The 24,823-nt window shown below is 41.6% G+C and carries 20 protein-coding genes; 9 read left to right on the top strand and 11 right to left on the bottom strand.

The genetic code is table 11. The annotated features are described in order from the left end of the window. Positions 1-12: 12 nt before the first annotated feature. Both VUI23_RS19250 and VUI23_RS19245 read right to left on the bottom strand, forming a co-directional pair. On the bottom strand, positions 13-1,176 hold the full coding sequence (locus VUI23_RS19250) for a YcbX family protein (RefSeq protein WP_216048717.1): 1,164 nt from the start codon (positions 1,174-1,176) through the stop codon (positions 13-15). Positions 1,177-1,292: 116 nt separating this feature from the next. Beyond that, positions 1,293-2,600: an amidohydrolase gene (locus VUI23_RS19245; RefSeq protein ID WP_342805502.1), complete on the bottom strand. Its 1,308-nt coding sequence runs from the start codon at positions 2,598-2,600 to the stop codon at positions 1,293-1,295. Positions 2,601-2,984: 384 nt separating this feature from the next. On the opposite strand from VUI23_RS19245, the gene VUI23_RS19240 reads away from it, so the two are divergent. Beyond that, complete coding sequence (locus VUI23_RS19240) at positions 2,985-3,827, top strand: TIM barrel protein (protein WP_216048719.1); 843 nt, start codon at positions 2,985-2,987, stop codon at positions 3,825-3,827. 58 nt (positions 3,828-3,885) lie between these two features. Here the strand turns inward: VUI23_RS19240 and VUI23_RS19235 are convergent, their stop codons facing one another. Continuing rightward, positions 3,886-4,677, bottom strand: coding sequence for an AraC family transcriptional regulator (locus VUI23_RS19235; protein ID WP_342805500.1), 792 nt, complete (start codon positions 4,675-4,677; stop codon positions 3,886-3,888). A gap of 151 nt (positions 4,678-4,828) precedes the next feature. On the opposite strand from VUI23_RS19235, the gene VUI23_RS19230 reads away from it, so the two are divergent. The 7 genes from VUI23_RS19230 (at position 4,829) to VUI23_RS19200 (ending at position 13,974) form a co-directional block, all read left to right on the top strand. Further along, positions 4,829-6,010 (top strand): Gfo/Idh/MocA family oxidoreductase, encoded by a 1,182-nt coding sequence (locus tag VUI23_RS19230; protein WP_342805498.1) that lies wholly within the window; start codon positions 4,829-4,831, stop codon positions 6,008-6,010. An 11-nt stretch (positions 6,011-6,021) separates the two neighbouring features. Continuing rightward, a complete protein-coding gene (locus tag VUI23_RS19225) occupies positions 6,022-7,074 on the top strand; it encodes a sugar phosphate isomerase/epimerase (protein ID WP_216048720.1) in 1,053 nt (350 codons plus the stop codon). Between the two features lie 62 nt (positions 7,075-7,136). After that, positions 7,137-8,384: a nucleoside permease gene (locus tag VUI23_RS19220; RefSeq protein ID WP_216048721.1), complete on the top strand. Its 1,248-nt coding sequence runs from the start codon at positions 7,137-7,139 to the stop codon at positions 8,382-8,384. Further along, the gene (locus VUI23_RS19215; RefSeq protein WP_303500763.1) at positions 8,371-8,979 is read left to right on the top strand and encodes a gluconate 2-dehydrogenase subunit 3 family protein; all 609 of its coding nucleotides are present in this window, start codon (positions 8,371-8,373) and stop codon (positions 8,977-8,979) included. The genes VUI23_RS19220 and VUI23_RS19215 overlap by 14 nt, the downstream gene beginning before the upstream one ends. A gap of 57 nt (positions 8,980-9,036) precedes the next feature. Next, the gene (locus VUI23_RS19210) at positions 9,037-10,776 is read left to right on the top strand and encodes a GMC family oxidoreductase (protein WP_342805496.1); all 1,740 of its coding nucleotides are present in this window, start codon (positions 9,037-9,039) and stop codon (positions 10,774-10,776) included. Between the two features lie 92 nt (positions 10,777-10,868). Beyond that, on the top strand, positions 10,869-11,489 hold the full coding sequence (locus VUI23_RS19205) for a cation transporter (protein ID WP_303500766.1): 621 nt from the start codon (positions 10,869-10,871) through the stop codon (positions 11,487-11,489). A gap of 625 nt (positions 11,490-12,114) precedes the next feature. Beyond that, positions 12,115-13,974: a TonB-dependent receptor gene (locus tag VUI23_RS19200; protein WP_216048725.1), complete on the top strand. Its 1,860-nt coding sequence runs from the start codon at positions 12,115-12,117 to the stop codon at positions 13,972-13,974. A gap of 70 nt (positions 13,975-14,044) precedes the next feature. On the opposite strand, the gene VUI23_RS19195 is transcribed toward VUI23_RS19200, so the two are convergent. Genes VUI23_RS19195 through VUI23_RS19185 form a run of 3 tightly spaced genes read right to left on the bottom strand, consistent with a single transcriptional unit; the run spans position 14,045 to position 17,473 of the window. Then, a complete protein-coding gene (locus VUI23_RS19195) occupies positions 14,045-14,830 on the bottom strand; it encodes an RMD1 family protein (protein WP_342805494.1) in 786 nt (261 codons plus the stop codon). A 9-nt stretch (positions 14,831-14,839) separates the two neighbouring features. Further along, complete coding sequence (locus VUI23_RS19190; RefSeq protein ID WP_342805492.1) at positions 14,840-16,003, bottom strand: GNAT family N-acetyltransferase/peptidase C39 family protein; 1,164 nt, start codon at positions 16,001-16,003, stop codon at positions 14,840-14,842. Positions 16,004-16,012: 9 nt separating this feature from the next. Further along, the gene (locus VUI23_RS19185; protein ID WP_216048728.1) at positions 16,013-17,473 is read right to left on the bottom strand and encodes a RimK family protein; all 1,461 of its coding nucleotides are present in this window, start codon (positions 17,471-17,473) and stop codon (positions 16,013-16,015) included. A gap of 241 nt (positions 17,474-17,714) precedes the next feature. Between VUI23_RS19185 and VUI23_RS19180 the strand changes: the two genes are divergently transcribed. After that, positions 17,715-17,948 (top strand): hypothetical protein, encoded by a 234-nt coding sequence (locus VUI23_RS19180; protein WP_342805490.1) that lies wholly within the window; start codon positions 17,715-17,717, stop codon positions 17,946-17,948. Between the two features lie 273 nt (positions 17,949-18,221). Here the strand turns inward: VUI23_RS19180 and VUI23_RS19175 are convergent, their stop codons facing one another. The 5 genes from VUI23_RS19175 to VUI23_RS19155 all read right to left on the bottom strand — a co-directional run bounded on the left by VUI23_RS19175 (position 18,222) and on the right by VUI23_RS19155 (position 24,361). After that, the gene (locus VUI23_RS19175) at positions 18,222-19,046 is read right to left on the bottom strand and encodes a LysR family transcriptional regulator (protein WP_342805488.1); all 825 of its coding nucleotides are present in this window, start codon (positions 19,044-19,046) and stop codon (positions 18,222-18,224) included. 89 nt (positions 19,047-19,135) lie between these two features. Beyond that, positions 19,136-19,303, bottom strand: a complete 168-nt coding sequence (locus VUI23_RS19170; protein WP_216048731.1) for a hypothetical protein — start codon at positions 19,301-19,303, stop codon at positions 19,136-19,138. A 491-nt stretch (positions 19,304-19,794) separates the two neighbouring features. Further along, entirely contained in the window at positions 19,795-20,172 is a 378-nt protein-coding gene (locus VUI23_RS19165; RefSeq protein ID WP_342805486.1) for a VOC family protein, read from the bottom strand. A 71-nt stretch (positions 20,173-20,243) separates the two neighbouring features. Beyond that, positions 20,244-21,029 carry an SDR family oxidoreductase gene (locus VUI23_RS19160; protein ID WP_342805484.1) on the bottom strand — a complete coding sequence of 262 codons (786 nt, stop codon included), beginning with the start codon at positions 21,027-21,029 and terminating at the stop codon, positions 20,244-20,246. 479 nt (positions 21,030-21,508) lie between these two features. Then, positions 21,509-24,361, bottom strand: a complete 2,853-nt coding sequence (locus VUI23_RS19155; protein WP_216049194.1) for a TonB-dependent receptor — start codon at positions 24,359-24,361, stop codon at positions 21,509-21,511. Positions 24,362-24,823 lie beyond the last annotated feature (462 nt).

The following is a 24,823-nucleotide window of genomic DNA, read 5'->3' as shown; positions in this document are numbered from 1 at the left end:
CACCACCCGCGGTTATGCTTTAGTAATTTCCACATCGGTTTGAGGGACACAACTGCACGCAAGTATGTAACCTTGGTTTGCTTGTTGCTCTGTTAAGCCAGTAAGTTCGTTTATGTTCTTGACCTGACCACTATTGAGTTTGACTTTGCATCTGCCGCAAATCCCCGCTCGACAAGAGTAAGGTAAGTTTAAGCCGGCGGCTTCCCCTTGCTCTAAAATGGAGGTTTGATTGTCACCTTGGTGATTCACATTCCAGCTAGAAAAAGCGATTTCCACAGATTTTATTGCGCTCTGCTCAGTGCTCTCTGCTTGAATTGGTGATCTTCCGGCTTTTCTTGCTGGCTTCGAGCCTAGGTCAAAATGAATAGTGCGAGTTTGCCGTTCAGTGACAACCACTTCATCGTTTAGGCTTAAGTTTCCGCTATTAAGGGCAATGAGATTTTGCCCAAAAAGTACATCGCCTTTTTTATCTTTACGGTACTTTTGTAGCGTTGAAAGGGGTTCTAATTGAGGGTTTTTTTCGCCAGTAATTGGATCAACTGTTGTGAAAATACATCGCGAACATGACTTCATGATCTCAAATTCAACTTCACCTATGCGAATTTTTTTCCAATTATCTTCCTCAAATGGCGCACAATTATCGATGACTAAATTAGGCCGAAATTGACTCATTGTCACTGGTGTAGCTAAACGTGAATTTAGATCATTTAAACTTTGCTGTGAAATTACTAAAAATGGATAGCCATCAGCAAAAGATACCTCACTGTCACTGTTTTTAACCCGACGCTTTGATTGTTCGCCAAAGAACACCAATTTACATGGTTTGCCAAGAAACTGACTAAACCAGTGATCATAAATAGGATCGCAATATTGTCCATTTATGTCATCTTCCCAAACTTTCACCGTCTGATATTTTTCAGAAAACTCTGCATATTTGATAATTAATTCTGGCATTCCTGGCGCATTTAATCGCAAACCTGTTGCCGTGACCTCCGTTTGAACAAGGCACAAGGTGCTGTCGGTTCTCGCAGTGATAAAGGTGCCATTGGTTTGGGTTAATACAAATCTGCGATCAAATTCCAAACCCATTTGCTCTACTTTGCTACTGGATAAGGAAATACCTGCACAGGATTTAATAGGATAAATATTGATTTGACTAAGAGTTAATTGGGGCACAGTAGTTGTCTTATTAGGTTATGTGTTAAACATTTCGCAATTTGCATGCACTTTGAAAAATGTATTAGCACCGCTATTTGAATAACGGTGCTTAATTGTCTGTGGTTTAGTGAATATTATTCGGATGCACTATTTAAATAGTCTACAGCCAAGGATGACATCACTTTTACACCGGTCTTTAAGGCCTTTTCATTGACGTAAAAATCAGGACTGTGATTGGTTTTCATGTCTTCTTCTGGCACACCATCAGCCCCAATACCCAACATAAAATACAATCCTGGAATTTTGTCTTGGAAATAGGAAAAGTCTTCCCCAGCCATAATCACAGCATTTTGGCGCACATGTTCCTCACCAACCACTTTTTTAATTGTAGGTAGCATTTGTGCGGTCAATGCTTCGTCGTTGTAGGTGACTAAAGTTGCTGATATGACTTTAAAATCGGCTTTAGCACCAGTCAAAGAAGCAGCGGTTTCAACCGTAGATTTTAAGCGTTTTAGTAACTCTTCACGAACACCTTTATCAAAGGTACGAATAGTACCGCTCATGGAGACTTTTTCGGAGATTATATTATGTCTCAAACCACCTTCAATAGTGCCCACTGTGATCACCGAAGGTGCCGCAGTGATGTCAAGTTGTCTGCTTGGAATAGTTTGAATTGCGGTCACAATTTGGCTGGCAGCTAAAATGGGATCTACACCTAACCAAGGCGATGAACCATGGGTTTGCTTGCCGGTTACTTCGATGAAAAAGGTGTCCACTGCTGCCATGGCTCCTTTAGGACGATATAGAATATCACCGGATTTATATGGCCATACATGCAAACCAAATATTGCTTCGGGTGCATATTTACCCTCTAACACACCTTCTTTAATCATCATTGCTGCACCACCGTCTTCATCTAGTGGCGCTCCCTCTTCAGCGGGCTGGAATATAAATTTAACAGTGCCTGGAATCTGTTCTTTTATGCTCGCCAGTACTTTGGCAGTACCCAACATAATCGCCATATGAGCGTCGTGTCCACAAGCGTGCATCACGCCAACCTCTTTACCATTGTATTGAGTTCGTTGTTTTGAAGCGAATGGTAAACCAGTTTGTTCAGTAACAGGTAACGCATCCATATCCGCTCTTAGAGCTAGTACTTTACCCGGCTTGCCACCTTTGAGAACACCTACAACGCCGGTAAAGGCAACCCCAGTTTCTACTTCCATACCAAGAGCTTGTAAATAGGCAGCAACTGTTTTTGCGGTTTCAAATTCGCGATTAGACAGCTCCGGATTTTCATGGAAATGACGTCTTAACTTAATCACTTCAGCCTCAATCTCGTCACTTTTTTGGGCAATCAGAGTTTCTAAATCAGCGCTGAAAGCCTTGCTAGAAATCACTAAACTTAATAATAAAGTTATTAAATATGTTGAAAGTTTCACCCTTGTTGATCCTCTAAGTCCAATCTGTAATTCATGAGTCTACTAAATTTGGAGCGCATAATCTTGATGTTATCCAGGATTTAGTTAATAAGGGGAAACGCAACCAATTCCCAGTATTTGAGTTATCTGTGCAAGCACATGATGGGCGCGAGTATGCCTATTCAAAAAATCTTCGCTTGCTTAACGGGTCTGTAAAAACTATGAATTTTTCAGTTTGCGACGAACTAGGGTGTTTGCTGAGACAAAGTGGATAGAAGACGTTAATAAATTGTTATTCGCTGAAATTGTTATAGCTTCAACCGATTTTCTTATACGGCTAATAGCGCTCATGCTTATATGATTTCGGCTATTCTAAAATTAACCAATCGACAACGGAAGTAACTCATGAAAACGATGAAACGACTTGTAAGTGGCGCAGCAATGAGTATTTGTTTGCTTACTAGTGCCCAATTGGCTGCCCATGAATTGGGACTGCAATTATTTAGTTTACGTCATCAGTTTGCTGAAGACCCAGCCAAAACCCTTGACCAAATCCAGCAGTGGGGTTTACATGCAGTGGAAGGTAGCCGTGACCTATATGGTTACACCGTTGAAGAATTTCGAGCAGAATTGGATAAACGCGGTATTGATGTGGTGAGCTCAGATACTAGTTTTGAGGAACTTCGAGATAATCCTATGGCGGCGGTATATCGAGCCAAATTCTATGGTGCAAGCTATACCACTTTCTATTGGGTTCCTCACGGTGAAAATTTCCTATTTGAAGATGCGCAAAAAACCGTAGATGTAATGAACCAAGCCGGTGCGTTGCTCAAGAAGCATGGTGTGACCTTGCAATATCATGCGCATGGATACGAATATTTACCTTATAAAAATGAAACCCTGTTCGATTACATTATCCAAAATGTCGACCAAGCTAAATTTCAAATGGATGTATTCTGGACTAAACACGGTGGTATGGATCCTACCGCGTTACTTAAAAAATACCCTGGAAAATTCACTTCATTGCATTTAAAAGATCGTAAAAAAGGTACTGAAAATTCATCTAAAGGATCTGCTGACGGTGATACTAATGTCGTGTTAGGGCAGGGAGACGTGGGCATAGCTGCAGTTGTGGCGGAAGCTAAAAAGCAAGGTATTCGATACTTCTTTTTAGAAGATGAGTCGTCTCGGGTGGTTCAACAAATACCAGCGAGTTTGTCTTATTTGCAGTCTTTAGAAAAGTATTAGTAACTCGTCAGTAAACTCAAAGGCGAGTTTTGAGCGTCTCAAAACTCGTTAGTTGTATCTACTCCAGCGAATCAGCATCGTCTAACATGGTCGCTTTAATCGCCGCGTTTTGTATTTTCTCTGCCTGCATTTGTTCGCGCATTTGGGAGGGATGAAATCCAAAAAATTGTTTAAATTGCTTCGTGAAATAGCTGTGATCACTAAAGCCACATTTGAACGCGATTTCAGAAATCGGAGTATCTGTTTCCACCAACATTAATCTCGCATTTTCCAGACGTACTTCGCTAATAATTCGAGTGGGTGTCTTGGATAATTGCTTTTTGAAACGTCTTTCAAGGGCGCTGACAGACAAATGGGATAACTCCGCTAACTCCTTTAATGAAATGGCCCGGTGATAATTCTTGCGAATGAAATCTAAGGGGATACGAATGCTTTCAAAATTTGCTAGTGCTTGAGAGGATTTATGAAAGTGCCGAGTGATGCCGTAAGAACCGATGATATTGTCATTTTTATCGCGCAGTGGCCGCTTTGATGTTGAAAACCAACCTAATTCTCCATCTTTAGATATATTCATTTCCAAGCGAGACGTAATTAATTCTCCTTCTAGCAGTTTTCGATCGTCCGTTATGTATTGCAGTGCTAGATGGGGATCGAAAAGCTCGGTATCGCTTTTTCCGTAAACTTGGCTTCTATGCTGAAATCCAGAGTGTTCAAGATAAGCATTGTTGGCATAAACAACACGACTTTCCCGATCTTTAATCCAAAACAGAATATCTGGAGTAAGTTCAAACACATCGACTAATTGTTTGATTTCCAGCTCTCCCATAGATTCAATCCAGAATTGTGACATAAATCCCTCAGGTGACGTCGTTAGATACGTTCATATTATAGTATGCGCCGAAATAATTGCACTAATGACCGAATAAATTATATCGAGAAGCTTGCCTGATTGCCTATACTTGATAACGAAATGTTAATGCTTATGCGAGGGTGAGGAATTCATGGAGAACACAAGGTCATCGAGTAAAATTCGAATGGGTATGGTTGGCGGAGGTAAGGGCGCATTTATAGGTGCTATCCACCGTGCTGCCGCAAATCTAGACGGAGAGATCGAGTTGGTCTGTGGGGCGTTTAGTTCCGATTATCAAAATGCTTTAGATACTGCTGAAATGTTGAATATTCCTGCCACTCGTTGTTATGCGGATTTTAACACTATGTTTACAGAGGAGGCGAGGCTGCCAGAATCCCAGAGGATGCAGTTTGTTTCTATAGTTACGCCGAATCACTTGCATTTTCCAGTAGCTAAAGCTGCATTTGAGGCAGGTTTTCACGTACTCAGTGATAAACCCGCAACCTTCACCCTAAATGAAGCAATTGAATTGAAAGGCATTATTGAAAAGTCAGGTTGTCTGTATGGATTGACCCACACCTACACCGGTTATCCAATGGTTAAAGAAGCAACTGCACGGGTAGCTAACGGCGAGCTTGGCGACATTACTAAAATAGTGGTTGAGTACACTCAGGGTTGGTTAGCCAACAAAGATGATGAAGATAGCAAACAAGCCAGTTGGCGTTTAGATCCTAAGCGCGCTGGGGTGAGTTGTTGTATGGGCGACATCGGTGTACACGCGGCAAATTTAGCAGAAACTATTAGCGGTTTAGAAATTGTCAAATTATGTGCGGATTTGGAGCCTGTTGTCGACGGCAGACAACTCGATGATGACGGTACCGTGTTATTGCGTTTCAACAATGGCGCAAAGGGAGTTTTACTATCAAGCCAAATATCAGTAGGTGAAGAAAATAATTTGAATATTCGTATCTACGGAACAAAAGCTAGCCTGCAGTGGCAACAGATGGAACCCAATACCCTTTGGATGAAGTTTAACGATAAACCTAGCCAGATGATTCGTGCCGGAGTTGGTGAGTGTGCTCCTGCAACTGCGCAAAGTCTGCGTACTCCTGCGGGGCACCCTGAGGGCTATATTGAAGCTTTCGCCAATCTATATGGTCAATTTGCACAACAGATTCGCGACTTTGATGTATCAAAGCAGACGGATATTTCGGTTCAAGCGCCAGGCATAAATGAAGCAATTCGAGGAATGGCATTTATTGAAAATACCGTTGCAGCCAGCAAGTCTTCGCAAAAGTGGCATCCCTTTTTACTTGCCGATATCCAACTTTAAGGAAACAGACAATGAAACAGATTAAAGGCCCCGGTATTTTTTTAGCGCAGTTTGCCGCCGATGAGTCGCCGTTTAATAATTTAGATGATATTTGTCAATGGGCATCATCGTTAGGTTTTAAAGCGATTCAGATACCCACTTGGGATGGGCGCATTTTTGATTTACAGCAAGCAGCGATGAATCAGACTTACTGTGCAGATATTGAAGCGACCGTTGCCAAACATGGCATGGTAATTAGTGAGTTATCAACTCATTTACAAGGTCAGTTGGTTGCCGTTAATCCTGCTTACGATGAAATGTTTGATGGCTTTGCCCCGGATGAGGTGAAAAACAATCCAGCCGCACGTCAAAAGTGGGCGGTACAGCAGATGCTGTGGGCAGCGAAGGCGAGTGCTAACTTAGGGTTGACGTCTCACGCTAGTTTTTCCGGTGCTTTATTATGGCACACTATGTATCCATGGCCGCAACGACCTGCAGGATTAGTCGAACGTGGATTTGCAGAGTTGGCGAGTCGATGGTTGCCGATTCTGGATGCCTTTGATGAAGCCGGCGTGGATCTGTGTTACGAGTTGCATCCTGGTGAAGATTTGCATGATGGCGCTTCTTTCGAAATGTTTTTAGAGGCCACTAATCATCATCCTCGGGCTAATATCTTATACGATCCAAGCCACTTTATTCTGCAACAACTAGATTATTTAGCATTTATCGATTTGTATCACGAGCGAATCAAAGCATTTCATGTCAAAGACGCAGAGTTTAGACCATCTGGCCGCTCTGGCGTGTATGGCGGCTATCAAGGCTGGCTGGATAGACCCGGGCGTTTTCGTTCATTGGGCGATGGTCAAATTGATTTTAAAGCAATATTTAGCAAATTGACGCAATACGGTTTTGATGGTTGGGCAGTCATGGAATGGGAATGTTGTATTAAGCATCCAGAAGACGGTGCGGCAGAAGGTGCAAAATTTATTGCTGAACATCTTATTCGTCCCACTGAAAAAGCATTTGATGATTTTGCGGGTAGCGGCAAAGACGATGAATTGAATCGCCGTATTTTGGGGCTCTAAAGTAAAATTGAAATAGTGGTCAACGAATCGTTATTGGTTTGATCATAGGAGTAATAAGAAAAATGAATAATGTAACTCTGCGCCTAAGTTTAATGATGTTTTTACAGTTTTTCATCTGGGGAGGCTGGTTTGTCACTTTAGGGACGTTTTTGGCCAATAACTTGTCTGCCTCGGGTAGTGAGATTGGTATGGCCTTTTCGACGCAATCATGGGGAGCCATTATCGCCCCATTTATCATAGGTCTGATTGCTGATCGTTATTTCAATGCCGAAAGAATTCTAGGGGTGCTGCATTTAATCGGTGCTGTGCTGATGTATTGCCTTTATCAAGCCCCTGATTTTGCAGCTTTTTATCCATTTGTTTTAGGTTACATGATTGTTTATATGCCGACCTTAGCCTTAGTTAATTCGGTGGCGTTTTCGCAAATGCGTGACCCGTCAAAACAGTTTGGCAAAATTAGGGTGTGGGGCACTATAGGGTGGATTGTGGCTGGTTTATCGATTAGTTATTTATTTGCTTGGGATGGAAAAGAAGCAATTCAACAAGGAATGCTCGGCAATACATTTTTATTGTGCGCAGCGGCATCTCTAGTTTTGGGGCTGTTTAGTTTCATGCTACCGAAAACGCCACCGAAAAGTGCTGGTGAACGAATGGGATTGAAAGAGATCTTGGGACTTGATGCCCTCGCATTATTGAAAGATAAAAACTTTTTAGTGTTCTTTATATCTTCTATTTTAATTTGCATACCTTTGGCTTTTTATTATCAAAATGCCAACCCATTTTTGACTGAAATTGGGGTCGCGAATGCGACCGGGAAAATGACGCTAGGACAGGTTTCCGAAGTCGTATTTATGCTAATACTACCGGTCTTTTTAAACCGCTTCGGTATTAAAATTACTTTATTGATCGGTATGCTGGCATGGGTTTTACGCTATGTGTTATTTGCCTATGGAGATGCCGACAGTGGAATTGCCTTACTCTTAGTCGGTATTGCGTTACACGGTGTTTGTTATGATTTTTTCTTTGTTTCTGGACAAATATACACAGACTCCAAAGCCGGAGCTAAAGTGAAAAATGCGGCACAAGGTCTAATTACCTTAGCAACCTATGGGATTGGTATGTTAGTTGGCTTCTGGATAGCTGGCAAAATAGCCGATTCGTATGCTACTGACATTGGCCACGACTGGTTCAATATTTGGTTATTCCCAGCGGTATTCGCATTAGCGGTATTTTTACTATTTATGCTGGCATTCAAAAACGAAAAAATCGCAATCAATAACGAAGCGGGAGCCTCCGATGAAACCAACTAAACTAAGCCAACCACAAAGACGCAAGTTTGTGCAGCACCTTGTCCGTGCAATGGGACTGACCACGGCCACTGCTCTGGTATATGGCTCGAATCTTAACGTGGCAATGGGATTTCAGATTAGAACTGGGGATTTAGACGCTGCAGGAGTGTTGTTTGATAAACCCACCATGCTGACATTAAAGCATATCGCTAACACGATTTTACCGCGAACTGACACTCCTAGCGGTGCAGATTTAGATTGCCACGGATTTGTCGACCACCAACTATTTCGCTGTCACAGTGAAAAAGAGCAGCAAGTGTGCTTGGATATTATTACCCAAATAGACCAATATTCAATGGCAAATTTTAAGCAATCATTCAGTCAAATTGATGCTCAAAAGCAAGCTGAATTATTACAAGCTATTGAAGCCATGCAAGGCTTTTCCCTACCACAAAAAAATCAGTTTAAGTTTCTTAAGTCACTGATTATATTTGGCTATTTCACATCAGAAGAAGGTGCAAGCAAAATTCTTCGATACGACCCTGTGCCAGGCGGTTTTAGTGTTATTCCTTTAAAAGAGGATGACAAATCGTGGGGCAGTTTTGCTTATTATTGAGCTAGTTTGATACTGACATAGTTTTTTGTTCGAACAAAAAAATCGCTAGGAAATGACGTGAATAAAGATATTTATATAAAACAACAAAATGAAAAATTTGATGTATTGGTTGTGGGTTCTGGGATTACCGGTGGTTGGGCAGCGAAAGAGTTTTGTGAACGGGGTTTCAAAACTCTGATGATCGAACGTGGCCGAGTGGTTGAACACCGCAAAGATTATGTCGCTGAAGGTAAGCCGGTTTGGGATTATGAAAATCGTAGCAAAGTAGATAATCTGCTAATTGAACAACAATACAAAATTCAAAAAGATTGTTATGCATTTCACGATGGTACTAAACAATTTTTTGGCAATGACCGCGATCTCCCCTATGAAACAGCTGATGGTACTGATTTTCGCTGGATACGGGCAAATCAATTAGGCGGTAAATCTTTGTTGTGGCATCGGCAAAGTTATCGCATGTGTGAAGACGATTTTTTAGCTAACAAACGTGATGGGGTTGGTAATGATTGGCCGATTCGATATCAAGATATTGCAGATTGGTATTCTTATGTTGAAACCTTTGCTGGCATCAGTGGTAGCAAAGAGAATTTGTCTAACCTACCCGATGGTGAATTTTTACCGCCCTTTGCTATGACGGGCCCAGAAAAAGCGTTGAAAGCAGCAATAGAGAAGGCCTTTCCCGGACGTAATTTAATAATGGGACGAACGGCTCACCTGACTAAACCCACTACTTTGCATCTATCTCAGGGGCGAGTGCAATGTCAGACCCGTAATGAATGCCAAAAAGGCTGTTCGTTTGGGGCCTATTTCTCGACACAAAGCTCAACTTTGCCAGCAGCAGCAAAAACCAATAATTTGAGTATTGCCGCAAATAGTGTTGTACATAGCTTAATATATGATGAAAAACGCAATCGGGTTGTTGGGGTTAGAGTGATCGACAACGATGATCTGTCTACCCGTGAGTACTTCGCCGATGTGGTGTTTTTGTGTGCAAGTACCATTGGTAGTACCCAAATTATGCTCAATTCTACTTCTAAGAAATTTCCTAATGGTATTGCTAATTCGTCAGGTGTGTTAGGCCACTACTTAATGGATCATAACTATAATGCCCGCGCCACTGGGGATATTGAAGGTTTTGAGGACGAGTATTATAAAGGCCGACGGCCTTCATCTTGTTATATGCCAAATTTCCAAACCAGACCTGAGTTATACCGTAAGGGCTATTTGCGCGGGTTCGCCTATGGCATTAATACCTATCGCGCTGATTGGCGTGGCAAAAGCCAACAAGATGGCATTGGCAGTGAGTTTAAAGATCAGTTAACTCAACCGGGTAAATGGGGCGTTGATTTTTCTGCGCAAGGGGAAATGTTGCCACATTTTGATAATCAAATGTCATTACACCCAAGTAAAAAAGATAAGTGGGGGATGCCACTAATTAACTTTAACGTGCAATATCGAGAAAATGAAAAAGCTATGATGGATGACGCCGCCGAAATGGGCGCTGAAATGTTACGGGCTGGTGGATGTACTAATGTCAAAAGCGGCACTAGCTATGATTTACCCCACCGTGCTCCAGGTATTGCTATTCATGAAGTTGGCACCGCGAGAATGGGACGAGATCCGAAAACCTCTGTATTAAATCAATATTGCCAAAGTCATGACATTCCTAATTTATTTGTCACTGATGGTTCGGCATATTGCTCTTCAGGTGTGGTTAATCCATCACTCACCTTTATGGCGTTAACTGCTAGGGCTGTGGATTATTGTGCTAAGGAAATTAAAGCACAGCGTTTGTAGTTTAAGACGCTAACGGCTATTTGGGGTTGCTTGATAGCGCCATGTCCCGCAAAATAGCCGACTTAGCATCTAATAAACTGACAGGGAATAGAATGGCCAATTGCTGCAGTGAAAAATCCTGTGAAATAGAAGCGCTCAGGGATAAACAAGGTAAGACGTTAAAGATAGTGCTGGCTATCAATGCGATCATGTTTGTTGTGGAATTGACTGCTGGGTTGATGGCAAATTCAGTGTCGTTAATTGCAGATTCTTTAGATATGCTGGGCGATGCAATGGTTTACATTTTTAGCATTTATGTGATTGCTCGCGGGGCAAAAATGAAAGCCATATCCGCCATGTTTAAAGGCTCGATTATGGCTGTATTTGGTTTATTTGTTTTAGCCCAAGCAATTTACAGTATCATAGTTCCTCATTCACCCACATATGAAGCGATAAGCCTGTTTGGTTTCATCGCCTTATTAGCCAATGGTGTATGTTTGGCATTGCTTTGGAAACACCGCGCGGAAGACATTAATATGAGTTCGGTATGGTTATGTTCACGCAATGACATTATCGCCAATATTTCAGTTATTTTTGCTGGTGTTGGGGTTTGGTTAACTAGCTCCGGTTGGCCAGATATCGTGATCGGTCTAGCTTTAGCCTGCTTATTCTTACAATCCGCTGCACAAGTCTTAAAAGAATCAATTAGCGAGTATCGCACCGCCCAATCCTGAATATTGTGCCGACGTCTGTGTAGCATGGCCTTTAGGCCATGGAATATCTCAAACACATTGCGGGGCTAAAGCCGCCGCCTTCAATACAAAACCCCGTAGCATGGCCTTTAGGCCATGGAATATCTCAAACATATTGCGGAGCTAAAGCCGCCGCCTACAATACAAAACCCCGTAGCATGGCCTTCAGCCCATGGAATATCTCAAACGCATTGCGGGGCTAAAGCCGCCACCTACAATACAAAACCCTGTAGCATGGGCTTCAGCCCATGGAATATCTTAAACACATTGCGGGGCTAAAGCCGCCACCTACAATACAAAACCCTGTAGCATGGCCTTTAGGCCATGGAATATCTTAAACATATTGCGGGGCTAAAGCCGCCGCCTACAATACAAAACCCCGTAGCATGGCCTTTAGGCCATGGAATATCTCAAACGCATTGCGGGGCTAAAGCCGCCGCCTACAATAGAAATCCCGTAGCATGGCCTTTAGGCCATGGAATGAACGTATATTCGGGCCGATGAACAACGCAATAAAAACGATAAATAAAGGTGATTGCGTCAGTAAAAGCATTTAGAATCGCCTCCCTTAAATTAATTTCTTCTATCAATATCAAGGATAATTCAAGTGAATCTGAAGTACGGATTTTGTTGCATTGCGGCGCTGTTTTCCCTGTCAGTGTCTTCAATATCGGTTTTGGCCCAACAAAATGTGGAAACACTGCAGGTTACGGGTACGCGACTAGCTGATAATACAGCGGGCAGTTTTTCCAGCTTATCTAGAGAGCAAATTGATGCTATCAACCCTGCATCCACACTCGACCTTCTGAATCGCATTCCCAATATCGTTATTGCTGAGAACGGTGTTGCTGGTGGTGTTTCCTTTGTATCTGTGCGTGGAGGCGAATCTAATTTCACTTTGGTTCTAATTGATGGTGTTGCGGTTAATGACTCAACAAATAGTCGTGGGGGCGGTTTCGATTTTAGCCAAATAAACCCGCAAAGTATCGAGCGAGTTGAGGTTTATCACGGTGGCATCAGTGCCATCTACGGTGGTGAGGCCATCAGCGGAGTGATTCATATTATTACTCGAGAGCAAGCTGCGCCAGCGATTAATTTGGAAGTTGGCAGCGATAAACAGGTTAACGGGAGTTTAAATCTTTCCCATGCTTACGCGAATGGTGTTTCGGTGTTGGCGAGTCTATCTTCTAGGCAAAGGGAAGCTTCTGATTTTGCCACGGCTAACAGTCAGCAAGGTCTGTTTAAAGTCGCTTTTGCCAACACTAAACAAAATCACCGACTGTTAGTCACTTACAGTGACAATGAAAACCTGAGTTTTGCTGAAGATTCCGGTGGAGAGCTTTATGCAATGCCTCAGGTAGCCGAACAACGCAACAGCGAGCAGTGGCTGGTGGGCTTAAACAATACGCTTCAGTTAGAACCATCGTTGGCTGTTAATCTTAACCTGTCTTGGTTGGATCGTCAGGAGTCATCAGATCACCCAGGTATCGCCGAAGGAGTGCAATCAGGTGTGCCTGCTAGTGTTATTGATTCACAGTTCACTCGTTCTGAAATTGAATTGTTTGTGAATCATCAGCTAAATCAACAAACTACCATTGTGGTTGGGGTTAGTGCACGCGATGCTGAAGGCAGCAATACTGGCTTTCTTGATTATGGATTTCAACTACCTGTAGATTTTGTATTAGAACAGAATTCGCAAAGTGCCTTTATTGAAGGGAAATATGCGCAAAATAACTATGCTATAGATTTAGGATTGCGATATGACGATGCTGACAACTTCGATAGTGAAACATCGGTTCGATTCGCTGGACATTATGATCTTTCTGATGATGTAAATGTGTTTGCGGTGTACAACGAAGGTTATAAATTGCCGAGCTTTTTTGCCTTGGCACATCCGCTGGTGGGCAATCCGGAGTTGCAACCAGAGCGCAGTGTCAATAAAGAACTCGGCGTGGAATGGGTCTTTGAACTGGGGCAAATTACATTGGTGTTATTTGAAAATGATTTCACTGATTTGGTAGATTTTGACGCTGAACTATTTACCTCAGTCAATCGAAGTAGTGTGGAAACTTCAGGGGTAGAGCTAAACAGTAATATTGAATTAACAAAGTGGCTGCAACTGTCAATTGACGTAAGTTATGTAGATATCACGGTTGACGGCCAGCAAAGCCAGTTGCGCAGACGCCCTGAATGGTCTGGCGGTGCAAGTTTAGATGCCCAGTGGCACGACGTGACTATCTCAATTTTTGCAGATGTGAGGGATGCGTATTTAGATAGTTCAATTCCCACAGGATTAGTTGAATTGGGTGGATATGCTAAATACGGTGTATCAGCAAATTGGCAGTTATCGGATAATTTGCAGACTCACTTAAATATCGATAACGCCCTTGCTCATGACATTCAAGATTCCGTTGGGTTTGAGAATAATGATGCCAATTTTCGGGTTGGTATGACCTATCAATTTTAAACTAAAAATATCTTTAAACGGCCAAATACAGTTAGGTATTTGGCCTTTATGATTAACCGCTAACCTGCGGTTAATGAACGAAAAAAAGCACAATTTCCACCGCAATCAAGATGATGATTATCCATTCCAAAAATGAAGAATGTTTATGGTTTTGCTCCGCCGCCAGCATTTCAAAGAGTTCATGAATAGTTTCTAGCTTGAGGTTGAGCAATTCAATTCTTTGAGTCAGTTCAAGATATTTGGTTGCGGCCAAATAATCTTCTTGGGTCGCAGGGTAATCCCAAAAATATTCTGGTACATCCAATAAACTAAAACGCAACATAATGTCGTTTTTAGTTTGAAATAGCGCTCCTCGTCGCATCGCCAGCTTTTTTCGGCTTAATTTGATATTACCTGTGGTAGCAAGTTCTTTTGCCAGATGTCGATTATGGGTAATCGTACTTTCCGCTTGAGATTCAAATACTTCCAATTTACGTGACTGCGCAAAAGCATGGCTTATGGCCAATAAAGTGTGAGTTTTCGCCGCGCCTAAAGTAAAGATGTCATTGCAAATGGATAGCTTGGCATCATCGACCAAATTAAACTGGTAAACTTCCCAGTGCTCAGTTGGACCTGTGGTATTAAACGCCTTCAAGTCTTCCATTAAATCAGTCTTTTTAGCGGCACTGATTCCCCAAGTCACAACCACCCCATAGTCAAATATAAATACATGACCTTTAGGAAGATCTATATGTAACGCATCTCTGTAACGATTAACCACAAAGTGTTTAGCAAACTGACTTTGAATCGCCTTGAGTTCAAGGGTGTCTGCGATGCAGTTAACTTCAATCAGTTGAGATGAAAAATTGCTTGTCATGTTTTTTCCTTATTTATTTACACGACTAATAACAACGGCTGTACGTAATTTGGACTTACCAAATACCGACAAATTATTAAAGTCTTCTTTCGCCAACGGAATATGTTGGCAATCTGCCATTTGCTGATTATCAACTTCCTCTGTGGTGTCATCTGGATCAGGGTCATGGAAATATAAGCAGTCATCATCCACATGGGTAATAGTGACCCAATGCGGTGACTTTTTACCGTCTAGTTGATAGGTACTTATCAGGCTCAGCACTACCGAACCTGCTGCTAATTCTGATTGGATCATTGCTACACTGGGTGCGCTATATTGGATCGGTAATCCAATTTCCTTTGCTCGTTGTTTAAAGCGTTTTTCAACAGCATGCATGATGTTTTTTTTATGCTCACTGCGCACGCCATCAAGAAACAAAGTGTCTTTTGTATTTACATATACCTTGGCATCAAAACCCCGTTCCATTGCCGCTATGCCTAAACCAATAGGATGACAACCACCGTGACCAGATGTCATGAAAATGGTGGTAGCTTGTCGCCAAATATCTAACTCTAAAGATTGGTTCATGTTCATCTCAGAATCGAGATTATTCATCGCCATCATCAAAGCTGCAGGTCCACAAGTAAACTCCGTGGTTTGTCGATACCAAGGGTAACTTGCCCAGCGTTGTTGAGTTAAACGTTGGTGAATCGGCTTTTGCATACGCAAAGCGTCTACGCTGTTATGATAATAGTTGCGATAAACACCAAAAGATCGGTAACCGAAAGATTTATAAAGGTTTATCGCCGTTTCATTGTCACAGGCTACTTCTAAACGCATAAACAATTTTCCGCGCTCAACAGATTCTTTTTCCAATTCACTCAATATACGTTTGCCCAAACCGCTTCCTTTGGCTTGTTTCGATACGGCAATCGAATATAGCCTGCACAAACGAGTACCTTTGCGCATCAACACAAGTCCATAACCCAATATCGCTGCTTGAGATTTTTCCGACGCGTTTTCTTGTACCGCCACAATAAATACACATGTAGGAGATTTCAGCCAATGCCTGAAACTCCGGCGGCTTAGCCGATCAGAATCGAAACTCTGTTTTTCCAATTCGAGCAGTTGCTGCAAATCTTCATTTGCAGCTGCTCTTATTAAAATTGGCATCGTTTGTTGTTTAGATACCATAACGTTCACTTAGCGACCTCTCGCTTCAAGACGATTCGCAAATTCTTGCATAATGATCATGTACAGCTCTTTACCTAAATAAAGGTCTTCCACTTTCGACTCCAAACTGGGGTTGTCATTCACTTCAATCACATATACCTGGTTATTAACCTGTTTGATGTCTACTCCGTATAAACCTTTACCAACGATAGCACTGGCTTTCACCGCCGCATCTAACACGGGCTTGGGTACTTCGAAAGTTGGCAAAGTCTCAAAATCACCGGAGAAATGTGCTTTGGAGCCGTGGTTGTATATTTGCCAGTGATTGCGAGCCATAAAATAACGGCAAGCATAAATAGCACGGCCATTAAGCACACCAATACGCCAATCGAAATCGGTATAAACGTACTCTTGGACTAAAACCAACGCTGATTTAGTCAACATTTCGGTTAATTTCAATTTTAGCTCGGCAAAGTTCTCAACTTTAAACACACCCATTGAAAACGAACTTTCGGGTAACTTAAGTACGATTGGATAGCCAAATTCTGCGGCTAGCTTTTCGCAGGTTTCATCAAGTGCGTTTGACACAAAACTGCTTTTTGGAGCTGGTACTTTGTTATAGCTAAATGCATCGTGTAAAAACACTTTATTGCAACAGCGCAGAATCGACTGCGCATCATCAATGACTACCAGACCATCTTGTTCAGCTTTGCGCGCTAAACGATAGGTGTGGTGATCGATCGCAGTGGTTTCTCTGATAAATAGAGCATCATACTGACCAATATTGGTTGCTTGTTTTGCGTTAATTAGCTCCGCGTGAATACCCACTTGTTCAGCAGCCTTTATAAAGCTTTTCAACGCCTTACTGTCACTTGGAGGTGTTTTTTCCTGTTCATTAACTAAAATCGCCATGTCCCAACGGAATTTTTTCTTGTTGTAATGATTGCGCCAAGTTGATTGGGTGTAATGTTCCAAACGCTGAATAAACACCGGCCAAGTTTTCGCATCCAACTCGTTACAGCCCATAACCGATACCTGCACCCAAATAGAGTTATCAGATGGCTTTATTTTTAGGCGTAATATTGGCGCTGGATAACGTTCAAACACATGTTTTGATAACTTTTTGAAACTTTCATTTTCGGTCCAACCAAAAAATACCAAGATTTCCACTTCTTCCTTATCAAATTGCATAGGAAGGAAAGACTTAGCTAGTGTTAGTCCAGATTTTTCTACTGATTCGTGCCGATTTAATGCGGTTAAATCGTTAATACAGTTAACGCTGGGTAACACCTTATGTTGACGGGCTTCAGCCAGTAACGAACAGTAGTAACCCTCGCTCAAATAAAGCGATGTATTACATAAGTTGATTACTCTGGTTTTGGGTTCACCAGCTTTAGGATAATCCGCCAAATACTGAGCAAAATCGATTATATTTGCATCAATTTGTGGTAACCCATCTAACGTGTCAACGACGACTAACGATTTATACATTTGTTAATTTCAGCCTTAAATGTGAATTTTTTAAACGCTGAAAAAGTCATTTTAACAGCCTTAAAAAAGTGAGCGAAATATAGACGTTCCATAGCCAAATACAACAATAAAAGCCTAGTACATTGACGAAAAATTATTGTCTTCACGAGCAAATTAATTTGCTGGCAAAGATCAATGAATGGGATAAAAATTCAGCCACTTTTTAGACTGATTAAATTCCCTAATTGAATTGGAGAAAACAATGAATAAATGGCTATTAGGCGTAGCAGTAACTGCAATTTTTGCTAGTGTTTCTTATGCGCAAGAAGCAGCAGATCCAGACACCGTTGCTGATATGCTGCAATACTGTCTTGAAGTCGCCGCGGAAGATGGTACTGGCGATTTGAGCAAGCAAGAGTTTGTTTTAAATTGTGTTAACGACGAGCTTGAATCTGAAGGTTTCACAAAAATAACGGCATTACCTAAAAAAGTATAATCACACCCGCCTACACATTCAAACCCGTAGCATGGCCTTTAGGCCATGGGAGGCTTGTATTTTTCGCGGCGCTAAAGCACGCGCCTACACATTCAAATCCGTAGCATGGCCTTTAGGCCATGGGAGGTTGTTTTTTTCGCGGGGCTAAAGCCGTCGCCTACAATAGAAACCCTGTAGCATGGCCTTTAGGCCATGGAATATCTCAAACACATTGCGAGGCTAAAGCACCCGCCTACAGAGAGGGGATTTCATCCAGCCCATCGGGCGCGGCCTTTAGGAGCTTATTGCAGAAACTGAGTTTGTGATAAATTTAACTACTGCAATGAGTTCTTCAATATTGTTATTTTCAATCACATTCAGATAAATACGCACGTTAAAATCACAAGGAATATCCAATTTTACCAATCCGGGGTAGCTTCCTGTTTCAGGTAATAATGTACAGCCTTTTTCACTACTATTTAATTGCCCAAGTCCTATTTGATAAGAGCTGGTTTTTAAACGTGCATTTCGGCATTGGGGGAATTGTTGATAAACATTGTCTGTGACTTTATGGCTCCACTCAATGTGAACATATTCTTCCAAATCTTGGCTATTGGGTTTGGCAAAAAAACGCAGGGGGATTTCTGCTATTTGACTGGTTTCAACGTTATCCAGTTTAAGCGGTTCTGTGGTGAAGGCCATGTCTATGGTGCGTTCATGTAGTTGCCTAGACAACAATTCAGTGTTTCCTAAATCTGTTCGAAGCGATATCTCAGGAAATTGATGAGCGACCTCGCAGAGGATCTTATCAAGACTTAAATAGAATGCATTCGGAGTGGTTGCCACACTCAAAAATCTGACGCTTTTATGATTTAATGCTTGTTTTGCCTCTAGCAGTTTTGCCGACAGTTGTTTCGCGTAAGGAATGAGCTGTTCACCAGCTGGAGTAAGTTGAATACTATTTCGATTACGAATAAACAAGGCTGTATTAAAATACTCTTCGAGCAATTTAATCCTGGCACTAACGGCAGATTGAGTGAGGTATAAGTTGTCAGCTGCTTTACCAAAATGGCGTGTATTAGCAACTTCCAAAAAAGTACTAAGGAAACGGATATCCACAACAAATTCACGAATTTGACTAGGTTACCCGTTTAATACTTTAAATATGCCGATTAAGCAAGCCCTATGGCCTGCTTAATCTTTCTAGCTTAATGATATTGAGATTGTCTATCTCGCTCTCGACTCAACTTTTTACTGTCTCGTTTACGCCTTTCAATATCATTCATACGCTTACTTTTGTGCGGCGCGTCAGAATTACTATACATCCAGTCTGAATTATCAAAGTCTTCTTTTTCGCGTCTGTAATCTTTGCTCATTTTAGCTCACCAGTTAAATATTCATTACTCATTGCATGACAGAATAGAACTCGCTCCATCCTGACTCTGTTTGAGTGGAGTTATCATTGCAACTTCCTAACGGGCTGTGAAACAAAAAAAATTTATCTTTAAGATAAATATATTTTTTGCTGAATTGGTATTAGTTTTGATGAGTGGGTTTTCTGCCCATGGGTTTTACAATGTTATGGGCAGAGCGAAAGCTCCGCCTACGGGGAGGGCGTTCATCCAGCTTTTGTAGCATGGGTTTTAGCCCATGGGAGGCTTGTCTTCTTTCGCGGGGCTAAAGCAGCCGCCTACAATAAAAATACCGTAGCATGGCCTTTAGGCCATGGAATCTTGTATGTTCTCGCGGGGCTAAAGCCGCCGCCTACAATAGAAATATCGTAGCATGGCCTTTAGGCCATGGAATCTTGTATGTTCTCGCGGGGCTAAAGCAGCCGCCTACAGGGAGAGTTCATGTGGCATGGGTTTTAGCTCATGGAATGCAACCCGAACATATTGCCTTCCGTATCTATCGCAAGCACTATAAATCCGTAATCACCGATCGACATTTTTTGCCGTTGAACCTGTCCTCCGGCACTCTCAACTTTAGCTCCTTCTATTGCGCAGTCATCACAGGAAAAATAGACTAAGGTACTATTTCCGCCAGCAGGAAAATCTGACATCTTCACGAGTGCGCCTGATGCGCCATATTTTTCCATGTCAGATGGGAAAGCGAGCATCTCTACACTGCCATCACTAGGATCGCTTAACGCCTCCAACTCTACATCAAATACTTTTTCATAAAATGCCTTAGCACGCTTAATGTCGTCGACATAAATTTCAAACCAACCAACTGGATTTTGCATAACTTTCTCCTATCAAAATACTTCACTAAAACTTCGAGAAGTATAGGTCAAATTTTTAGTACCCTTTAAATTTAAAGGGTAAATCTACGAAATAAGCCATTGATACGCCGTACCATCCAGCGTGGATAATGGGTGGCATACTGGACTAACATTTTATTGGCCAATTTATCTAGAAATACCACGTCACCTTTCATCATAGCTTTATAGGCGTCGTTGGTGAGGGAATCTGGTTGTGCTTTTAGAAAACTTGGGATGTACTGTTCAACGCCATGGGCGCCACTCAACATCTTAGTTTCAGTAATCCCCGGACACACGCAAGTCACAGTTACGCCGGTACCTTTAAGATCTTCTGAAATCCCTTCACTGAACGACAAAACAAATGCTTTACTTGCACCATATGCACTAAAACTTGGGGTCGGCATAAAGCTGGCTATAGAGCCTACATTGACTATTCGGCCTTCGCCCTTCGCAATCATAGGGCCAACAAATACGCGGGTCATATTGACTAGGCTTTGAATGTTCAGTTGAATTAAGTTGTTAAGCGTATCTACATCCGCTTGTTGAATGGGGTCTATTTGCATCATGCCTGCGTTATTGACCAAAATGTCGACTTCTATTTTATCGGTCATTAACTGTTCATATAACTTTTGTGCGCTATGTTTAAGGCTTAAGTCAGTGGGATATACATGACAAGTCACAGCATATTTTGCATTTAAATAAATCGATAATTCATTTAACTTTTGCTGATTACGAGCCACTAAAACCAGATCGTGTCCGTGTTTGGCAAAGGTTTCGGCGAAACTCCTGCCAATCCCTTCTGATGCTCCCGTTATCAATACTGTGTTTAATTTGGTCATAAAAAATCCTGTTTTATTCGCGCGCGTATTTTAAAAGTCATCAATTGAACTGAAAATTGTAGTCCAGATTGAACATAGCAGCTTTTTTGTTTGAGACCCAAGGGTATTCTTATTGACTGTTTTTTGCACTATCGATTGGTTTGGCAGATGCTTCTTAACAATACATATTTACCAGTTTGACACAGGTAATTAAGCAGCTAGCTTAGTCGTATTGGTTGCTGTGTTGCAGTTTACAGGAAAGAACGTAAGCGAGAATGGCAATTTACAAAGGGTAGATACTCTCAATTTCGAAGAGCAGGTATTGGAGACTCAATCTGATTCGTTGTGAAATCAATATTTAGAATATTGATGTAAAAACGACAGACATTTCTATATGGGTAGGTGAGAAATCGTTAATTTAATTTTTTAACAAAACGATAAAAAAAGGCCCACTTACACGAATGCAAATGAGCCATTTCGGAGCTTGAACTAATTGCTATTTATAATTTGTAGCGAACGCCGACAAACACCTTGCGACCCCATTCTGAGTATGAACCTGGCACGCTACTAGTGCCGTTATAGCTATGCCAATTGTCATTTAATAAGTTATCTAGTTGCACATAGGCTTCTAAATTACTACTAAATGAATACGTAGCTGAAGCCGATACCCAAGTCATTGGATCAGCCGTTCCTTTGTATGGAGTTTCACTGACTAAATTAAGGGGGGACCAATGACTCAGAATGAAACTTTCAGTATGCGAGCCCGATAGACTCAAGCTCAGATTATCGGTGTTATACATTAGATTTAGTGAATAAGAAGTATCTGGAATTCCCGCCAATACCCCTATTTTTGTTCCGTCTTGATACGATTCTGTATCTATGTAGGTGTAGTTTGCATTAATACCAAAACCAGATTCAAAGAAATGTTGCAGTGAAAACTCATAACCAAGGACTTTAGCGGTATCTAAGTTTTTGGGTTCGAACACATTAAATGGAGTATCGACGTATCCAGTTTCTATCCAAGGTTGTGGATTTTCTACTGGGTAAACTGGGCGATTTGCTTGATCTTCCTCAGTGGGATAAACGTTTTGCCAATCTTGTACAAATCCCTTGATGTCTTTCTGGAAAATTGCAGCCGTTAATGCGGATCCCTCTGAAAAGTACCATTCTATGGATACGTCAGATTGTTTGGCTTTTACCGGCGATAGCTTAGGGTTTCCCACTCGATTTAGAGTAAACTCCCCCCATGCTGCTGAGCCATCGTCCACTTGGGTTGATAATTGGTTTAACGAAGCTCTGGCCATTACTTCGGCATAAGATAAACGCAGAAGTAAGTTGTCCGATAATTCAATAGCGAAATTGACAGAGGGGAGTAATTCGGAATAACTATTTTCCACTGAGATCGCAACCGGATCATAGTGTTCCACTACCCACACCCAAGCGGCTGGCGCACTGACTTTTTCGATTTCCCAAAGCCAACCATTTGACGTGGTATCAGTGTTAACATAGCGTAAACCAGCATTACCTGACCATTCCATGCCCGCTATTTCACCAAACAGGTTACCTTGAACGAAAAAGGATTTTGTATCTTCGACAACTTCGAAAGATTCGTTTGGATTGAAACGTCCTTCATCTGCATCTGAATATCCGTCGGGGTAAACCTCTCCTGTAAAGCGGTTAATGACATCCGGATTGTTATCTGAGGCTTCTAAAGCTGCTTGATAAGCATCAATATCAAATCCTACAAATTGTCGTGGAAAATCGCCTGAAACATCACTTAAAAAATCATCTATCGGAAAGCCTTGCACAACATCAACACCCGTATCTGCGAAAGTAAAAGGCGCATTACTGTATAGTGTTTGTGCATGTTGATTGTCTATTTTCACACGATCTTTACTACGTTTGTTATAAACAGCACCAAATTCAATACTTGAAACAATCGGCATATCTAAAAACAACTCGCCTATAAGTGACCCCCCAATAACTTCATCTTCAATATTCACTCCATTGGTTTGGGAATAATGGGGTCCGAACTGACTGTCGTTAACTAAGTCACCAACAGAGCTAATTGCATCATCCGCAAAATCTATTATAACGTTAGGTAAGCCGCCTTCTGTCAAGCTAAAAGTAGCCGTGTTTGGCACCCCACCTATGCCGTGGGCTACAACAAACTTATCTTTACCGCCGGCGTCGCGTTTAGCATTAGAAAGGTATACGTCACCGGTTACAGTAAAGTTATCGTTTACTTGAAACTTTCCATTTAAACCGACTTGATAAGTATCTACAACACGATGTTCGGTTATGGTCACTAATTCTGGAATCAGGTTATCCATGGTCATGCCAGTGACCATTGTTCCCTCTGGGTTTAGCTCAGTTGCAATTCCGCCAAAGGTAGCATCACGCCAACTCGACGCTTGACCTACCAAATAATATGACTCGGTATAACCTTGAGATGGCGCGTCTAAGCGAGTCCAAAGAAAGTCTGCATTAATATCAACCTTTGAACTGGGTTGATACTGGAAGGCACCGGAGAATGCCATACGTTTCTTTTCTTCAATTTGTGCGGTATAGGCGACAACATTAGGAATGATTAATTCGTTAGAAGCATCTTGCCAGTTAACCACACCACCATCGCTATTGTCATGATCCCAACCCCAATTGACCCCATAATTCAAATCTGAGAGTGAGTCCGTTCGTGTCGGTGTGTTGCTGTATAAAGCAGAAAAAAGAAAGCCCATTGTTTCGTCAGCAAAAGTGTTGCTGCTTACCGCGGTAAATTTGTAGCCGTTTTTATCGGCTTTATCACCATAATTGCCCTCAACTGAGAACGATCCTTGTAACCCTTTGTTATCAAAAGGACGGGCCGTTCGTAAATCAATTGCCCCACCTATACTGCCCTCAAGCGTTGAAGCCTTAACAGACTTATGTACCCAAGCCTCTGAAATGACTTCTGATGGTAAGACATCAAAAGCGAATTCACGGCCGCTTTGATCGGTTGCCATAATACGACCATTAATGGTTACAATACTAAATTCAGGACCCAAACCGCGAATATTAACGCCTTTGCCTTCACCACCGCTTGTTCTGTCAATTGTTACCCCAGTAATATGAGATAGCGAGTCTGCAACATTGGCATCCGGAAAAATCCCCAGTTCTTTAGCTGTGATACCATCAACGATTGAATCACTAGAGCGCTTAAGATCTAAAGCTTTGATTAAGCTAGCTTGGGCCGATGTAACCGTTATGACTTCAGTTTCGTCAGTTGTGTTATCAATTGAGTCTTGTGCGTGGACATTAGTACAAATCAACGCCACGGCAATTGCTAACGATGTCTTGTTAAAGTGAGTATTCATGAAGCCCTCTTTTGTATTATGGTGATGTAAACAAAAACAAACCTAACGAAACGATAACCAACTTTAATTTAACTTTCAACGTTTTTTAAACAAAATGTAACACAATGAAATGTGGTTGAGGCTTAATTGCAACATTTTTAATAGCATAAATTGAAGATTTCACATTTTTATTTTGAGCGAAATATAGCCTGAAATGCCTGTGAATAAAAGTGTTGGTAGGTTTTTTGGGCTTACTCTGTATGCGTTAGAGAGATTAAACGAAGACTCTCAAAATTATTTTATAATATCGATTTTCAGAGGCAGATAAGTGAAATTGGTAACTGTTCATTTGTTTCAATAAGTTTCACTTCCGGCGTTTTTAAATGTTTAAGTGTCAGTTAGGTTAGATTTAAATTATAGAACGGGCTTTAGTTCGATAACGGAAGCGAAGATGTAATTGAAGCCTTTTAATTATGGAACGGC

It is taken from the genome of Alteromonas sp. M12, from assembly GCF_037478005.1.
Lineage (GTDB): Bacteria > Pseudomonadota > Gammaproteobacteria > Enterobacterales > Alteromonadaceae > Aliiglaciecola > Aliiglaciecola lipolytica_A.
Note: the sequence above shows the minus strand (reverse complement) of the source record. Positions and strands in the feature narration are given on the sequence as shown.

What these genes read in the sequence shown, in the direction of transcription:
- VUI23_RS19220 (WP_216048721.1), top strand. Translation starts at nt 7,137, where the DNA reads ATGAATAATGTAACTCTGCGCCTAAGTTTAATGATGTTTTTACAGTTT.
- VUI23_RS19185 (WP_216048728.1), bottom strand. Translation starts at nt 17,473, where the DNA reads ATGTATAAATCGTTAGTCGTCGTTGACACGTTAGATGGGTTACCACAA.
- VUI23_RS19190 (WP_342805492.1), bottom strand. Translation starts at nt 16,003, where the DNA reads ATGGTATCTAAACAACAAACGATGCCAATTTTAATAAGAGCAGCTGCA.
- VUI23_RS19180 (WP_342805490.1), top strand. Translation starts at nt 17,715, where the DNA reads ATGAATAAATGGCTATTAGGCGTAGCAGTAACTGCAATTTTTGCTAGT.
- VUI23_RS19160 (WP_342805484.1), bottom strand. Translation starts at nt 21,029, where the DNA reads ATGACCAAATTAAACACAGTATTGATAACGGGAGCATCAGAAGGGATT.
- VUI23_RS19195 (WP_342805494.1), bottom strand. Translation starts at nt 14,830, where the DNA reads ATGACAAGCAATTTTTCATCTCAACTGATTGAAGTTAACTGCATCGCA.
- VUI23_RS19170 (WP_216048731.1), bottom strand. Translation starts at nt 19,303, where the DNA reads ATGAGCAAAGATTACAGACGCGAAAAAGAAGACTTTGATAATTCAGAC.
- VUI23_RS19235 (WP_342805500.1), bottom strand. Translation starts at nt 4,677, where the DNA reads ATGTCACAATTCTGGATTGAATCTATGGGAGAGCTGGAAATCAAACAA.
- VUI23_RS19225 (WP_216048720.1), top strand. Translation starts at nt 6,022, where the DNA reads ATGAAACAGATTAAAGGCCCCGGTATTTTTTTAGCGCAGTTTGCCGCC.
- VUI23_RS19230 (WP_342805498.1), top strand. Translation starts at nt 4,829, where the DNA reads ATGGAGAACACAAGGTCATCGAGTAAAATTCGAATGGGTATGGTTGGC.
- VUI23_RS19215 (WP_303500763.1), top strand. Translation starts at nt 8,371, where the DNA reads ATGAAACCAACTAAACTAAGCCAACCACAAAGACGCAAGTTTGTGCAG.
- VUI23_RS19240 (WP_216048719.1), top strand. Translation starts at nt 2,985, where the DNA reads ATGAAAACGATGAAACGACTTGTAAGTGGCGCAGCAATGAGTATTTGT.
- VUI23_RS19155 (WP_216049194.1), bottom strand. Translation starts at nt 24,361, where the DNA reads ATGAATACTCACTTTAACAAGACATCGTTAGCAATTGCCGTGGCGTTG.
- VUI23_RS19205 (WP_303500766.1), top strand. Translation starts at nt 10,869, where the DNA reads ATGGCCAATTGCTGCAGTGAAAAATCCTGTGAAATAGAAGCGCTCAGG.
- VUI23_RS19165 (WP_342805486.1), bottom strand. Translation starts at nt 20,172, where the DNA reads ATGCAAAATCCAGTTGGTTGGTTTGAAATTTATGTCGACGACATTAAG.